The sequence below is a fragment of the Leifsonia sp. NPDC058248 genome (assembly GCF_042881905.1).
Taxonomy (GTDB): domain Bacteria; phylum Actinomycetota; class Actinomycetes; order Actinomycetales; family Microbacteriaceae; genus Leifsonia.
In genome coordinates, this window is the sequence record NZ_JBHVXB010000002.1 from 410,086 (window position 1) to 425,732 (window position 15,647).

12 protein-coding genes are annotated in these 15,647 nt (G+C 66.7%); 5 read left to right on the top strand and 7 right to left on the bottom strand.

What is annotated here, in order from left to right; all coding sequences use genetic code 11:
* Positions 1-22: 22 nt before the first annotated feature.
* Positions 23-4,528, top strand: a complete 4,506-nt coding sequence (locus tag ACFVV5_RS05130) for a hypothetical protein (RefSeq protein WP_387239931.1) — start codon at positions 23-25, stop codon at positions 4,526-4,528.
* A 29-nt stretch (positions 4,529-4,557) separates the two neighbouring features.
* Here the strand turns inward: ACFVV5_RS05130 and ACFVV5_RS05135 are convergent, their stop codons facing one another.
* The gene (locus ACFVV5_RS05135; RefSeq protein WP_387239934.1) at positions 4,558-5,388 is read right to left on the bottom strand and encodes an SGNH/GDSL hydrolase family protein; all 831 of its coding nucleotides are present in this window, start codon (positions 5,386-5,388) and stop codon (positions 4,558-4,560) included.
* Between the two features lie 129 nt (positions 5,389-5,517).
* Positions 5,518-6,159, bottom strand: coding sequence for a DedA family protein (locus tag ACFVV5_RS05140; RefSeq protein ID WP_387239937.1), 642 nt, complete (start codon positions 6,157-6,159; stop codon positions 5,518-5,520).
* 124 nt (positions 6,160-6,283) lie between these two features.
* Here ACFVV5_RS05140 and ACFVV5_RS05145 point away from each other — a divergent pair, with 124 nt between their 5' ends.
* Together ACFVV5_RS05145 and ACFVV5_RS05150 are read left to right on the top strand one after the other, a co-directional pair.
* Positions 6,284-6,952 (top strand): hypothetical protein, encoded by a 669-nt coding sequence (locus ACFVV5_RS05145; protein ID WP_387239940.1) that lies wholly within the window; start codon positions 6,284-6,286, stop codon positions 6,950-6,952.
* Between the two features lie 117 nt (positions 6,953-7,069).
* Positions 7,070-8,107, top strand: a complete 1,038-nt coding sequence (locus tag ACFVV5_RS05150; RefSeq protein ID WP_387239943.1) for an acyltransferase family protein — start codon at positions 7,070-7,072, stop codon at positions 8,105-8,107.
* On the opposite strand, the gene ACFVV5_RS05155 is transcribed toward ACFVV5_RS05150, so the two are convergent.
* From ACFVV5_RS05155 to ACFVV5_RS05165, 3 genes are all read right to left on the bottom strand, one after another.
* Positions 8,104-9,453 carry a hypothetical protein gene (locus ACFVV5_RS05155; RefSeq protein WP_387239946.1) on the bottom strand — a complete coding sequence of 450 codons (1,350 nt, stop codon included), beginning with the start codon at positions 9,451-9,453 and terminating at the stop codon, positions 8,104-8,106. The two genes, ACFVV5_RS05150 and ACFVV5_RS05155, sit on opposite strands and share 4 nt — an antisense overlap.
* Before the next feature lie 14 nt (positions 9,454-9,467).
* Positions 9,468-10,241 (bottom strand): polyprenol monophosphomannose synthase, encoded by a 774-nt coding sequence (locus ACFVV5_RS05160; protein WP_387239949.1) that lies wholly within the window; start codon positions 10,239-10,241, stop codon positions 9,468-9,470.
* Between the two features lie 783 nt (positions 10,242-11,024).
* Complete coding sequence (locus ACFVV5_RS05165; RefSeq protein ID WP_387239952.1) at positions 11,025-11,804, bottom strand: hypothetical protein; 780 nt, start codon at positions 11,802-11,804, stop codon at positions 11,025-11,027.
* 227 nt (positions 11,805-12,031) lie between these two features.
* On the opposite strand from ACFVV5_RS05165, the gene ACFVV5_RS05170 reads away from it, so the two are divergent.
* Complete coding sequence (locus ACFVV5_RS05170) at positions 12,032-12,187, top strand: hypothetical protein (RefSeq protein ID WP_387239955.1); 156 nt, start codon at positions 12,032-12,034, stop codon at positions 12,185-12,187.
* Between the two features lie 219 nt (positions 12,188-12,406).
* Here the strand turns inward: ACFVV5_RS05170 and ACFVV5_RS05175 are convergent, their stop codons facing one another.
* Entirely contained in the window at positions 12,407-13,309 is a 903-nt protein-coding gene (locus tag ACFVV5_RS05175; RefSeq protein WP_387239958.1) for an aminoglycoside phosphotransferase family protein, read from the bottom strand.
* A gap of 454 nt (positions 13,310-13,763) precedes the next feature.
* Between ACFVV5_RS05175 and ACFVV5_RS05180 the strand changes: the two genes are divergently transcribed.
* Positions 13,764-14,603 carry a hypothetical protein gene (locus ACFVV5_RS05180; RefSeq protein WP_387239961.1) on the top strand — a complete coding sequence of 280 codons (840 nt, stop codon included), beginning with the start codon at positions 13,764-13,766 and terminating at the stop codon, positions 14,601-14,603.
* A 197-nt stretch (positions 14,604-14,800) separates the two neighbouring features.
* Here the strand turns inward: ACFVV5_RS05180 and ACFVV5_RS05185 are convergent, their stop codons facing one another.
* Complete coding sequence (locus ACFVV5_RS05185; protein ID WP_387239964.1) at positions 14,801-15,532, bottom strand: alpha/beta fold hydrolase; 732 nt, start codon at positions 15,530-15,532, stop codon at positions 14,801-14,803.
* Positions 15,533-15,647 lie beyond the last annotated feature (115 nt).

The window sequence follows — 15,647 nt, forward strand, 5'->3', positions numbered from 1 at the left end:
TCGTCACCTGGGGAGGCGCGATATGGGAGTACGTGCGGTTGCCGCTGGAGGCACCATCGTCGCGCTCGTCGCGGCCGGAGTGCTCATCGCGCCGGCACTCCTCGCGCACGCCGATCCCCCCACCGGCGGTTCGACCATCGTGACCGAGACGTTCACCGGAGCGAGTGCTCCCGACCCGGCGTGGACCGTGCAGGGCGACGCCTGCCTCACCGGTGCCGCCGCCGGGTCGACGCCGCCAGCTGGTTCGGCGCAGATCCCGAACTGCGGCGCGCACCGCAACGGCGGAGCGACCCTCCCCGGTCTCGGCGTGACCCCCGGCTACCTGCAGCTGACCGACCTCGCAGGCAACGCGGGGGGTAGCGTCCTCTACAACAAGCCGGTTCCGGCGTCGGCGGGCATCTCGATCACGTTCGACCAGTTCCAGTACGGCGGGAACGGCGCCGACGGGATCGGCTTCTTCCTGGTCGACGGGTCGACCTCGCTGACCGCAACGGGCGGGCTCGGCGGGAGCCTCGGCTATGCGCAGCGCGACAACGAACCGGGAATCGTGGGCGGCTATCTCGGGGTCGGGCTGGACGCGTTCGGCAACTTCTGGGACGACGGCGAAGCGCGCGGTTCCGGATGCCCGGCCGGGCAGCGATCGCCAAGCACGTCATCCGGCGCGATCGCCCCGAACGTCATCTCGTTGCGCGGACCCGGTGCAGGCACGAGCGGCTACTGCCTGCTGGGAGCGACCGTCCGGACGCCGGTGACCAACGCGAACAAGCCGGGCACGACACTGAACGGCGGATCCGGCACCCTTCGTGCCAGCACGCTCACCGGGTCGCTGCGCACAGTGAACATCCAGATCACACCCGTGACCGTCGCGAATCCGATCCCGCGGGTGATCGTCCAGGTGCGTTACACACCGACGGGTCCGTGGATCACCGAGCTGAACATCCCGGCCCCACCGAACACGCCGTCCACGTACAAGTTCGGTCTGAGCGCATCCACCGGCGGAAGCAACGACGTGCACCTGATCCGGGCGGCGAACATCCAGACGATTCTCCCGCTGCCCCAGCTGCAGCTCGAGAAGCAGGTCGACCGCACGGCGGGCACACTTCCCGCCGTCATCGTGCCCGGGACGAGCATCCCGTACCAGTACACGGTGACGAATGCCGGGACCATTCCGGTCAGCGCCCTGTCGATCGCGGACAGCCGCATACCGACCGCCTCCATTGCCTGCGCGCTCACGACGCTGCAGCCGGCGCCCGCCGTCGGGTCCTCGACGACCTGCCGCGGCAGTTACGTGGTGACGGCGGCCGATGCCGCGGCCGGCAGCATCCTCAACACGGCCACGGCCAATGCGGCGAGCGCGGCAGGACCGGTGACCTCGCCGGAAGCCAGCGCGACCGTCTCGTTGACCTCATCCGTCGCCCTCAGCAAAGCGGTGACCACGCCCGCCCCGTACGCGGTCGGCCAGCAGGTGAGTTTTCAGTACGTAGTTCAGAACACCGGTGGCTCCACCCTGAGCACGTTCACGCTCACGGACAACAGGATGAGCGCCGGCGCGATCAGCTGCCCACTGGGTACGCTCGCCCCCGGAGCGCAGATGACCTGCACGGGAAGCCACGTCATCACCGCGGCGCAGCTGAACGCGCAGGGTTTCCTCGTCAACACCGCCACCGTCACCGCGGTGACACCGATCGGGCAGACGGTCACCTCACCGCCTGCGACGGCCCAGATCCCGGTCGCAACGGACGTCGGCGTCACCAAGATCGTCAACGACTCCACTCCGCTGGTCGGAGACGACGTGACGTTCACCGTCACCGCCACCAACAACGGGCCGAGCGTCGCAACCAATGTCGTCGTCACCGACCAGGTGCCGAACTACGGGCCGGACTCCCGGCTCGTCTACGTGTCCAGCACCCCGAGTTCTGGCACCTACAATCCGGCGACAGGTGCGCGGGCGATCCCGAGCATCCCTGTCGGCGGCTCGGCGACCCTCAGCATCGTCGCGACCGTTCGGTCGATCACGGCCATCGCGAACGCGGCCTCGCGCACCGGGATGACGCAGATCGACACCAACCCGGCGAACGATAAGGCAAGCGTCACCCTCAACCCCATCGTGCAGACCGCCGACCTCGCGATCACGAAGACGGTCGTGGGGAACGCCTCGGTTCCGGTCGGAAGCCACGCGACATTCCGTCTCACGGTGACGAACCTCGGGCCCTTCGCCGCCACGAATGCGGCCGTTCTGGATACTCTGCCCGGCTCACTGACGTTCGTCTCGGCGACCGGCGACGGCTCCTACAGCCCAGCGACATTCACCTGGTCCATCGGGAGCCTGGCGGTCGGTCAGGTCGTGACACTGGACATCACTGTGACCACCACGATCGTCGATACCTCTACGAACCTCGCGGTCATCCGTGCGGGCTCGACGCCGCCTGATCCGAACCCGTCCAACAACTCCAGCACTGCCGATCTGGTCGTGCGCCCGCCGATCGCCGATCTCACGATCGTCAAGAACGTCTTTCCGCAGACGGCAGTCGTAGGCGACACGGTCACCTACCAGCTCGCCGCGAGCAACAACGGTCCCGAGGCCGTAACCGGCGCGTTCGTCGATGACCTGCTGCCGCCCGGCATCACCGCGACCGCTGTCACCGTCGACCGGGGAACGTACGACCTCGCTACGGGGCGGTGGACCATCGGCGCCCTCGCGCCGGGCGAGACCCTGAAAGCGATCGTCACTGCGACGGTGGATGACGCGGGCACCCAGGTGAACACGGCCACGATGCGCGACCCCATCGTCACCGACCCGAACGAGGACAACAACTCCTCCTCGGCCACGGTGACCACAGCGCAACCGACCGTCGATATCGGGGTGACGAAGGCCATCAGCCTCCTCCAGGGCGGCCCGAGCACCCGCCTGCCCTTGAACTCGCTCGCCGAGTTCACCGTCACGGCCACGAACAATCCGCTCGCGACGCCGGCGACCGCCACCGATGTCATGCTGCGCGACCAGCTCCCGTCGAACCTGACGTTCGTGTCCGCGACCGGCGACGGCACCTACGATCCGGCCACGGGCGAGTGGACGGTGGGCACGCTCGCTCCGGGCGCGTCGGCCGTGCTGATCATCCGGGTGATCGCCAGCACCACCGGGCACACCACCAATACGGTCGGGCTGGAGTCGCTGACCCAGAGCGACGCCGACCCGTCCAACAACAGCGACTCGGTCGACCTGGACATCGTGCGACTTGCAGACCTGACGATCTCGAAATCGGTCGCGCCTGTCGTCGCCCGCCCAGGGCAGACGGTGACCTACACCGTGACGGTCACGAACAACGGGCCCAACGCCTCGCTCGACTCCTACGCTTTCGATCCGCTCATGCCGGCGGCGGACATCACTGGTTTCACCGCGCCACCGGGCACCACCTTCGACCCCGCCACGCGGCTATGGAACCTCGGCGGCATACCATCGGGCGGCAGCCTGACACTCACCGTCGATGTCCTCGTCCGCGCCCAATCGGGCTGGTTCGGCAACGACGTCATCGTCGATGACCGGCAGACGATCGACCCTGACTTCACGAACAATGAAGCCAGCGCCAGCCTGCACGTTCCTGCCGCCGATATCCGCGTGCAGAAGGCGGTGGATGCGCCCCAGGCCCAGCTGGGTGACACGGTCACCTTCCATGTCACTGTCACCAATCTCGGCCCCGACCCTGCCGGTGTCGTACAGGTCGACGACCTGGTGCCCGCAGGTATGACGCTGGTCTCGGCCACGCAGAGCGCGGGGGCGTACGACCCGGCTACCGGCGCGTGGACGCTCGACAGTCTCGACCCCGTGCCGCCTGTCCGGCAGGCCGGCCCCGAGGAGACGCTGACCATCGTCGCAACGGCCTCGACACTCGGCACCTTCATAAACACCGCCGCCTCCGACCGGACCGGCAGCACTCCATTCGACCCGGACCTGACGAACAACGCCCAATCGGCCGTCGTCACGGTGTCACCCCTGCCGGCCGTGGTCACCCTCTCCAAGACCGTGAGCACGCCCGCCGCGCATGTCGGCGACGTCTTCACCTACACCCTCACAGTCGGCAACAATGGCCCCGCTGACGCAGAGAACGTGCAGCTCGATGACCCGATGCCGCAGGGAATCGTCGCGCTCACCGTCGATGACACCCGTTGCACGCTCATCCAGACCGCCGTCTCCTGCGACTTCGGAACGCTGAGCCCCGGGTCGAGCATCGCCATCCATGTGACAGCGCAGGCGACCGCATCGGGCGACTACCCGAACCACGCAGTCGCCGCCACCACGACACCAGACCCCACCCCGGAGACGGGTGAGGCCTCCGCGGACATCACGATCAACGAACCTGCCCCGGTACCGCCGTCCGGCGGCGGCGAACCGAGCGCGAGCGGAGCGCTCTCGGGCACGGGAACGGACATCGGCGGCCCGCTCGGTTGGGCCGTGGTGCTCCTGGCCGTCGGGAGCGCAATGAGCGTCGTGGAGATCATCCGGCGTCGACGCAGGCACGGGCGCGGCTGACCCGATCGTCAGGCACTGGCGGGAGTGATTCACTGTCGCGAGGTAGTGATCCTTCGTAAACCCGAAATCGAGCTGAGCGACGTCAGCACCTGTGCGGCTAAGGCCTCTTGGGCGCTCAGACTCGGGTGCAGGCCGTCGTCGAGGAACGGTTCGGCCACAGGCTCTGCCGCGAACGTGTCGATGATTGGACCGCCCAGCTTGGGGAGTTCGGCGGCGATCCCGCGAGCGTCTGCGTTGGTCCAGGTGATCCCGGCGAAGCGGAAGAAGCGGAACTGCGCAATCAGCACCTCATCTACCGGAGTCGGCGTCAGCCACACCCAGTTCGCTCCCTCGGCTTGCACCAGGTCGCGGAGCGCCCGAAGGTTGCGAACCGTCTCGGCTGTACTCACCAGACGTGTGCCGTCCGCGCCGCCGAACCGCTGGGAGTCGTTTCCGCCGAGCATGCAGAACACCCAGTCTCCGGATGCGCGCCGCAGCGAAGGCACGCTGGCGAGCGCCTGGGTCGTGGTCGAGCCGGCGACGGCCAGGTTCTCGAAGGTGAGTTCGAGGTCAGGTCGTTCAGCGGCGAAGAGTGCAGCGATGAGTTCGAACCAGGAGGATCGATCGGCCGTTGTGCTCTCGCCGGTCGCGACGATCGTCTGGCCGGGCTCGAACGGCGAATGCTGGAGGACCGCACGCAGCTCCGCGCGTGAGGCCAGTCGGCGAACTGTCTCAGCCCTCTGCGCGTCGAGCTGGGCTATTGCTTCGCGGTACGTCTCGCTGTCGGTATTGAACAGCCCAGCCAGGGTTTCGTCACTCAGGGCCCGGGCGTAGCCGAGCGAACGTTCGGGCTGCTGAAAGCGAATGAGCTTCTCGAGCATAGGATCGACCATGCGTTCTCCTAATTAGCTGCAGAGTGTAATCATTACACATTGTAATCATTTAGTCGACACCGTCGCAGCGGCTTTGAGAGTCCAGACAGACGTTCGACCTCCCCTCCCTGGGTCGATTCACTCGACGGGGGCGTCTTCCTCCCGCGAACGGGAACGCCGGCGGCGCAGCGCGCTGATCACGATGGGCAGGACGGACACAGCGACGACGACGATCATCAGCACGTCGATGTTGTTCGCCACGAGCGGGATGCCCCCGAGCAGCACTCCGAGGACGACCATGGCGACGGTCCAGCTGACGCCGCCGAGCGCGTTCCACAGCAGGAAACGGGGGTACCTCATCGCCGCAATCCCGGCGGCCAGGGGGACGTAGGTGCGCACGAACGGCACGAAGCGGCCGAGCACCAGCGAGACGCCCCCATACCGGGCGAAGAACGCGTCGGCCTGCTCCAGCCGCTCGGTCTTGAGGACACGGGCGTCGGGTTTGAAGAGGTGCCGGCCGTATCGCTTCCCCAACCAGTACCCGACCTGGTCTCCCGCGAAGGCAGCAACCGCCGCGACAAGAGCGACCTGCCAAGCCTGGATACCCAGGTGCGGCGCGAGGATGGCGGCGGTGATGAGTAGCGAGTCCCCGGGGAGGAATGGGAAGAGGACTCCGGACTCGATGAACACCACTACGGCGATTCCGACGAGCACCCACGGTCCGAACGCATGCAGCCAGGCTGAAGCGTCGAGTAGCGGGATGGTTGTGTGGAATGTCACGGTTCTCTCCTGATGAACAGAGCAGCAAATGGTGCGTCCAGCAGTGTCGCTGACCCAGCGCAAGGTGCCTCTAAGAAACGGCAGGGACTTTCCAGCTCTCTGCCGTCGGAGCGACGCGAACTGTGTGGAACCGAAACTTGATCAGGACTTCCATAGGCTGGGCGCAGCTTTCTCCAGTAGCGTCGGGCTCTCGTCCGTACGACAGGAGATCCCTCTGAGAAAGCTGCTCATCGGGCTGGTGGCCGTCGGCGCGCTCGCGACCGCAGGCTGGTTCGCCGCCGCCTGGGTTGCCCCAATCTTGTCGCCGGCTTCGACCGCGCGGCAGACTGCACCACCTGCCGCCGCGTGTCCCCAGGTCGCTCCGACGACCGTGGGCACGATCGTCGTCCCCGCCGGCCCAGTGGCGGGCTTCTGCCAGTCGGAGCTGATCATGGCCGCGCACATCATGAACGCCGCACGCGATGACGGCATCGGCAGCCACACGCAGGCTGTCGGGGTGATGACGGCTATCGGTGAGTCCGGCCTCCGCAACCTGACCTACGGGGACGCCGCCGGGCCAGACAGCCGCGGGCTCTTCCAGCAGCGCGACAACGGCGCGTGGGGCACGCTCGCCGACCGTATGGACCCGTATACGGCGGCATCCAACTTCTTCCACAAGCTCACCAGCATCGACGGCTGGCAGAGCATGTCGCCCACAGCGCTCGCGCACGCGGTCCAAGTGAACGCGGACCCGAACTACTACGCGCAGTACTGGAGTCAGGCGCAGTCGATCGTCGCCGCGCTCGGAGGTTAGCCCTATCTGATCCGAAGCGCGCCGCGAGCAGGCTGACTTGGCAGAATCTTGGGATTCAGGGCATTGACTGCGGGTAGGGAGGTCTTGTCGGCATGGAGGAGAGAGGACGGTATCGAGATGGTGGCAACTCTGAGGGGCACCGACCCTACCGCGACCCTGCCTGATCCGTCCGGAGCGTCGCGCGCGGCAGCCGGGAAGCCGCGATCGGCCGCCATCGATGTGGTGCGTGTCCTCGGCATCGTAGCCGTCGTCGCCGGACACACCATGCCCTTCCCGATCGTCCGGACCCTGCTCTACAGCTGGCATGTCCCGCTGTTCTTCGTCCTCGCGGGATACTTCTGGTCGCCGAACCGCTCGCTCAAGCAGGAACTGACCACGCGGACGCGGACGCTACTGCGTCCGATGCTCACCTGGTTGGTGCTGATCGGCGTCGTGTTCGTCGTCGTGGACTCGCAGCTGGAGGACAACGCCTTGCAGCGGCTGGCTGGACCGCTCATCGACGGGGAGAACTCCGCGATGCCGTTCACGACGTTCTGGTTCGTGATGGCCCTATTCTTCTCGACCGTCTTCCTGCGTCTGCTCTGGCGTCTCCCGCGGGTCGTGACCTGGGCCGTCGCAGGTGTTGGGCTGGATCTGAGCGTCACCGTCGGCCCCCAGCTGGCCCGCACCCCGCTGTCGGTCGGGTCGACCGTCCCCTGCGTCGCCTTCCTGGCGCTCGGCATCCTCGCCCGGACGCTTCGCCCGCACATCGCTCGGCCGGGCTTGCTCGGGGCAGGCCTTCTGGGTGCATCCGGCGTGCTCGTCACTACCGGGATCGCGCTTCCCTTGGACATCAAGCAGGGTGATTTCGGGACGCCGCTGGTCAGCGATCTGGTCGCCGTCGCGATCTCGTTCGGGCTCGTGCTCACTGCCGAGCGGCTCTGCGAGCGTCTTCCCGCGGCGGTCTCTCGTGTGGCGACCGTGCTCGCGTACGGTGGGTTCATGGTGGTGCTCACGCATCCCCTGATCCTCTGGGCGATGACCAGGTTCGGTCCGTCCGTGCCGAATTGGATGCTGTTCACGCTCTGCTTGCTGATCCCGTGGGCTGTCGCCCTCGGCGCTCTCCGCACGCGCGCGTCCTCGTGGTTGACCGGGTCGGAAGCGCTCAGAGCCTAACTGCCGGCGACGACTCTGCCGGTGAGGTCGACGCAGGGGACGGTCACTGTCCAGCCGATCGTCTCCTTGAGGTTGACGAAGCGCACCTCGTCGTCGCGTCGACATTGGGCGGTGGCCGCCGCGAGCTGCGGCTGCCAGGCGGGACCGTCCGAACGCCGGGTCCATTGCGGCCCGAGCTGGGCGACGATGAGCGCAGCCGACACAGCCGCGACCGCGATGACCGACCAGCTCACCGCACGCCGTCGATGCCGGCGACCGAACGCGATCGCCGCGGCGACGGGCAGCACGAGCGCGAGCAGCATCGAGGGGACGACGCCGTAGCGGGTGAGCCAGACGGTCGACAGCTGCGCGGAGGTGAGCCGTGCGTAGTCGTAGAAAGTGTTCGGGTTGGTCGCAACGCTCGCGACGTAGATCAGTACGGATCCGCTTAGGGCCGCGACGACGAGAAGACGTTGAGCGCGCGTGCCACGGAGTACGACGTAGACCATGGCCGCAGCGATGGCTGCGACGACGGCGATCCCGACGGCCGGACCGGTCGAGGCGAGGACGGGGCCGAGCTGCGATTGCGGGATCACGAGCGGCATGACCGCGTTGATCAGATACCCGTACCCGATCGACAGCGGGTCGACAGCCGGGTTCGTGTTCCCCGCCCGCGGCCAGCCCAGGGTCACGACGAGCTGCACGACCATCCCGGCAATCAGTCCCGCGCGCACGATCCACACCAGACGGTCGCGTGAGCGGAGCAGCAGCAGCGGGGCCAGGAAGACGGCCTGGATCTCGGTCATCGCACCGAGGAACGCCACGACCGAGAGGATGACCGCGGTCCGCATCCGGCGCGGTCGCGAAAGGACGATCCAGAACAGCGTCCAGAGGAACACGGAATGCAGGTTGGCGAGGTTTCCCAGCACCTCCCGCGGCGCCAACGGGGCGAGAACCGTCAGCCCGGCGATGAAGAGCCGGGCGGGAAGCCACGGCACCAGGTCGCGGGTACAGACGAACACGACGACCGCAAGGATGCCCGCGATCGCGCAGGCGGAGGCCGCGGTGGCGAGCGCCCACCAATGTACGGGAAGAAGCACGACGACCGCGGCGACCAGCCGGGGCACGGTGTGCAGGTAGCCGGCGTAGGGCTTGAAGAGGGCGCTCGGCCCGCCCAGCGCGGCCGACGAGATGAAGGTTCGGCCGTCTTCCGCCCAGAAAGTATCGCGGGCGATCGCCGGAATCCGCAGCCAGGCGATCACCGCGCAGCCCAGCCCGAGAGCGACCAGCGGGAGGATCGGCCGACGGCTGACCGCGTCGCGGACTCTGCGGCTTCGGGATCGAGGAGCGATCGGCGCGACGGTCATGCCCGTCACCGGGGTCACACGACTTCGACGGCGGCCGCGCTTCGGGCGGTCGAGGATGGCTGCAGTCGGAGCGCGACGAGCTGCCGCAGGTAGGCGGCCCCGTTAGCGAGCGTCGCCTTCGACTGGCCGGCCGAGCGGACGCCGAACGAGAACGGGATCTCGCTCATCGTCAACCGGTGCCGGACGAGCACCTCCAGCAGGATCTTGAATCCCTGCGGACGCATGGCCCGCAGATCGAGCGCGTCGCGACGGACCGCGAAGAACCCGGTCATCGGGTCGGTGCATCCGCGCAGCCGTCGGGGAAAGAGAACGCGCGCGACGACCGTGCTCCCGGTGGAGACGAGATGACGCATCGTCCCTTCCAGGCCCCCAGCACTGCCGCCGGCGAGATACCGCGAGGCCGCCACGATGTCCGCTCCGCGGGCCTCCCCCGCCGCGATCAGCCGCGGGAGGTCCTCCGGCGGATGCTGCAGATCGCCGTCCATAACGACTACCCAGCGGTGGACCGCCAGCGCCATCCCGGCGAGCACGGCGCCCGAGAGGCCGCCGACGGGTTCGTCACGGTGCACGACCCGGACCCGGTGCGGCACATGATCGGCGCTCTCGGAGGCGACGTGCGCGGTGCCATCGCTTGAGTCGTCGACGATCAGGATCTCGCTCCGGTCGGGGTCGAGCACCGCGGCGAGCCAACGCACCAGCTCGCCGACGTTGGCCGCCTCGTCGAACGTGGGAACCACGACGGAGACACCCTCCACCTGCGACCCCTCCGAATCCGCGCGCTGTCTCATTCCGGCTCCTTGCTCTCCCTTCCAGCACACGCCCTGCTCTCCCATATTTGGCAAAGAATTCGGCACGTCTCCTGAGAGATCGTTATGGGTTTGCAATCGATCCGCCCAGGCAGGAGCACGTCACGCGAGAAGGTTCACAGAGTCCGCGTGTTCAGGGTGATCACGCCGCGATGCTCAGCACCGGAAGTGCTTGCGCTGAGCCGCAAACGCGGCTTCCGGCTGCTATATCGGATGGGCGAACCAGCTGCCTGCGTCGCGGTGAGCGATTGAGTCCGGAGCGGCGGCACAGAGCGCGGTAGCGAAACGACCCCTCATCAACGAAAATGAGAAGTTGTGCAGAATAGTTTGAAGGGGGCAACGATGCCCGGACGCAATTCAACGAAGGGTGTCATCAGCCATTGCATCCCCCAACGAAAAGGGGAACGTGCGTCGCAAGCCGTTGCTGTGCCTGCTCAACCTGCGACACCATTGGCATGTGGAGAGCACCCCCGACGGCGACCGCTATGAGCGCTGCACCAAGTGCGGCAAGGATCGGAATGAGAATCTTGATATCCCTGTCGAATTCTTCTAGCGGGGCCACGACTGCGGGCTGAAACGAAGTGGCCGTTGCGCCGTAACCGACAGGTCAGGGGGACGTCTCCGCTTGATAGCTCCTGCACTGAGATTGTCCACTCGCTGAAACGGACAGTCTTCGTGGCGGAAGGACGATCAACTGCGATGAGCGATCGGTGCTGAATCACCGCTTCAATCCTGAGCGAACGACCACGACCCGTGGAAGTCGGCTCAGATGTCGTGCCCGTCGCCGAAGTTGTAAGGCGCGAGGACGTTCACCACCGAGGGGTTCCCGATCGCCTGTCCAACGGCCACTGCAGCAGCGTTGATCTCGCCTTCCACGGCGGACGGCCCAAGAGATGGACCTGTCTCGGCCGGGACTTCGAAGTACACCGACGCCTCCGGATCGACCCCCAACTTGGCCGCGACCGAGGCAACAGTGTCGCCTGGCTTGATCCCTTGCACCGTTTGGATCGTTATGCCGTGACCGATGACCGGCCCGGTCGCCACGAGAAACAGAGTCGGTGTCCCTGACGGCGATGGCCCGGGACCCCCCTGTTTTCGGTGCTCGTCTACGATTCTCAATCCGGGCCACTCGTACGACGTCGAATCCGCCATACGGTAATCCTGCGATGGATGTTGGGTCACTTCTGCAGGGGTGCCGATTGCGGCAGCGAGTTGGGACGTGAACAGCTCGGCGGTAGCGGTGTAGGCGAGTGACATCTGGACGACCCCGGACGCGGTCAGGTCGATGCCGGTGGGATGCACGATTATCGTGTCGACAGCTGTGAGGGAGGGCGAAGTCGGGGAGGACGAAGCCGGCGACGGTGGCGCTTCGGCCGCCGGCGACGTCGTTTGCGGCGAGGGGCGCGATGGCGGTGCCGCGGTGCACGCGGTCAAAGCGGCGACCAAGCCGACGATGCTGACGGCCGAGAGAACGATGCTGGCTTTCTTGCGCGACCATCCCATGTGTGCCGAGGGTATCTCACCCGCGGCGTCGGTGTCGCTCACGCTGACACGCGCGCCCTCCGTCTCTGAGGTAATCGGGGCCAAGTACCTGACGACGCCGACGCACGTCAACCTGCTGCGGCCGACGCATGCAGCTGACCCCATATGGGCGGCACCAGTTCTAGGTATTTCGCCGCTTCTTCCGACGCTGGATACTGATTGCGATCCAACACAGTCAGATGAGAAGACGCCAATCGCGCCGCACCCGAGCCGCCGAAAGCTGAACCGAAATGCCGACCACCGACACAATCACCGCCGACCCCGACCTCGCCGTCACCGAAGACCTCTGTGGCTTCTTCGCCTCGCCTCACCCGCACCTGTGGGAGTACACGAACGGGCATCTGGTGTGTGCGTACTGCGACTTCAAGCAGACGCTCTCGTCGTGAGCGTTCAAAGAGCTCGACCGGCCGATCAGCCCACCGACCGGCAGGATAGATTTCCAAGCACTCTCCACCGACGGCGTCCCTGACATCAACATGGCCACTGCGGGGGCCCGGCACCTACCAAATTCGGATTCGAAACCGCGGCGACAACCTCGCGTACGATCTCACAGTCTCCGAAGCTGACGAAGACATCCTCATCCAGGCCTGGCCCAGCAAACGCTCTCAGGCGACTACCGGGTCGCTGAGTATCCGGGCAAGGGTGCCTCGCCCCAGGGCGCTCATTCCGGGGTTCGATTCCCGGTAATACCACGGGAGGCCCATGGCCTGCTGGAATGCCCAGGCCGCCCCGCGCCGCCACTCGACGTCGTCGCATCCCAGCTCGGAGCGAAAGGTTGCACGGGCATCGCCGTCGAGCATGTGCCAGGCGACGACGAGATCGAGCGCTGGGTCGGCGGGCGCGAAATCGCCGCCGTCGAGGACCCCGACGAGTCGCTCGCGATCGACGAGGACGTTGGCCGGGATGAGGTCGCGATGGCTCATGACGAGGTCGGCCGCCGGCGGAAGGGAACGGAACCCGCTCCAGAGGGCACGGAGCCGATCGACCGGGAGCAGACCTTCGCTCTCGCGGAAACAGACTTCCATCCATTCGTCCGAATCCTGCAACCGACCGCCGCGGCCTGCACCTGGGAACCCGCGCCCTCTGGTATCCGCCACACGAAACGCTTTCAGAAGGGAAGCGAGATCCCGGGCGAATCGCTTGGACCCGGCCAAACCGTCGGGTGTCGCAACATCCCCGTCGAGCCACGTCTGCACCGACCACGGCAGCGGATAGCCGTGGCCGGGCGCACCCGTCGCGACGTGGACAGGCGTCGGGAACGGACAGCACGCGCCCAGCTCCCGCATCGCTTCAGCCTCCCGGGCAAGTTCGGCCGCAACGTCCGCCGGGTCAACGTCTCGTAGCGGGAAGCGCGCGGTGAGATCAGACCCGATCCGATAAATCGCGTTGACGGTTCCATTGCTCACAACGCGGCGGATCGGCTCGTGTCGCCACTCCGGGAACTGCTCGACGATCAGCCGCTGCACGAGCGCATCCTCGAGATGGAGCTCGTCGACGTGCATAGCCATAGAGGCGACCCTAACGGAGGCGCTCGGTCGGCGGTTGAACCAGGTCGCGGTCGACGCTGAACGCTTCGCGCTCCAGCATCGGGCTCGCGACAGCTCCTGCAGATCGTTCGCGTCTCACTCCCTGGACTCGATGCCAGGGGCTGCGCTACTCTGCGATCGAATCAGCCAGACGAGGACGCCGGCTGGGGAGGACCATCATGGTCTACTGCGACAAGGAACAGCAGGAATTCGACGAGCATGACTTTGTGCAGACCGTCGAGTGGCGAGTACACGTCATCGCGCCCGAGAGTGCTACTTCGTCCGAGAAGGGACATCGACTGGACGGTTTCGCTGTCCAAGGGCTTCTCGTTCAGCGGGACGCGGACGGTTGGTGGCAGCTCGATCCTGGAGCTGCCCCTGAGACGGACATCCCGGGCTTCGCCCCACCTGCACCACCAGCGCCACCTGCCTTCTGATGACCGACGACGCGCAACAAGGCCAGGGCGGGGTTCCACCGGGGCCGGAGCAGGGCGCCCCCAACCAGAAGCCGGCGCTGCCGCCGCAGGTGATGGAGAACTTCAAGGCGGATAACACCAGTCTCGCGGCGTATGAAGGGCGGTTCTACGACCTCGCGGTTGGAAGCGTCGACCGCGCCAAGACCGGAGCGACGACGGTTCAAGGCGCCTCGACGGCGATCGCTGCTCTGTACACAGGTGTTCTCGGGCTGGTCTTCTCCGCTACGGGAACCGCCTTTCCGATCAGGGGCTTGATCACACCCTTGTTCCTCGGAGTGGCCGTGGTCTTGTCGACGTACTACCTGGCGTTCATCACGCCGGGCTACAAGGTGATGATGACGCCGCCGGGAGGAAAGTCGCTCGGGCAGAACGTCCACGATCGGATCGTGGCGATCGGTGAAGCAGTCGACCGCACCGTACGAAGGCGCTCGTGGGCAATCCGCGCGGCTGTCGTGGCGCTGGCGGTTGGTCTGGTGGGGATGGCGCTTCCATTCATCACCACGGCGACCTTTGAGCAGACGAAGCAGGCTAGTGCCACTCCGAGCATCGACTGGCCGACTCCCCCTGCGGTCGCGCCTGGGGAACGCGGAGCAGTGGACTTCGGCAAGATCCTCTACCAGGCTCAGATCGACGAGTTCCGCGCACACCTCAACGACAAGGCGGCCCCGACGACTGGGTATATCGAGTCGGTCGACTTCTTCATTCTGGCGCTCATCATCGGACTGCTCGCTGTCATCGTGCTTCCAGTGGTGCTCTGGTTCATCGACTGGGCCACTCACGCGCGGGAGAAAAAGGCATAGGGCGCCGCTGGGCGTCACGCCGCCTCGCGGTAGTCGCCAAGCGTCCAACGCGACGCCGGATCCAGCAGGCCGGCCTCGACGACCTCTCGCGTCCGGTTATGGCCGATCTCCGTCGTGCAGCGGCGCGAACCGCTGGCGAGTGTTGTCCGTGTCGGTGGCCGGTTTCCTGGTCATGACACGGACAACACTCGCCGCGTCTACGCCGCCACCGCTGCGACGCCGGCAACCGCGTCGAGCACGGATGCCGCGACTTCGCCCGGCTGGGACACACTCAGCGCGTGCGAGGCGCCCGCCAGCTCGCGGACTCCGCGTGCTCCCGTCAGCTCGACCTGGAACCGCTGCAGCTCGGCCGGGATGTTGAGGTCGTCGTCGCCGTACACGAACCACGACGGGTGCTGCTTCCAGGCCGGGGCATCCGTGGGAAGGCCCTCGGAGAGCGCCGCCTCGGTGACCGGTCGCTGGGTCGCGGCCATGAGCGCCGCCGTGCCGTCGGCTACATCGGCTGCGAACTGGTGGTGGAACGCGTCGGTGCGGATGACAAGCTCATTGCCGCCGGTCGAGACCGGGTAGCCGGCAAGCGCCTCGCCCAGGGTGCTGCCTGGAAACTTCCCAGAGAGCGACAGGGCGCTGTCGCCGGTGCCGGGCGCGAACGCACCCACGTAGACGAGCGCGAGCACGGCGTCGTTGTTCGATGCGGCCTCGGTGATCACCATGCCGCCGTATGAGTGCCCGACGAGCACGACCGGCCCGGCGAGACCCGCGATGACGTCGCGCAGGTAGGCGGCGTCGATGGTGAGGCTGCGCAGCGGGTTGGCGACGGCAACCGTGTCATGGCCCTGCGCCTGGAGGTGCTCGATGACGCCGTTCCAGCTGGCCGACTCGGCGAAGGCGCCGTGCACGAGCACGATGGTGGGCTTCAGGCCAGTCATGCTGTCCACTTCTCTCTGTTGGATGAATCGATTGTGAGTCATGTGCTTTCCTTCGGTTGTGATTCGTTCGTCACCGGTGAGTCGGCGACGACTGTGCGCTCGGGTCGGAGTTGTA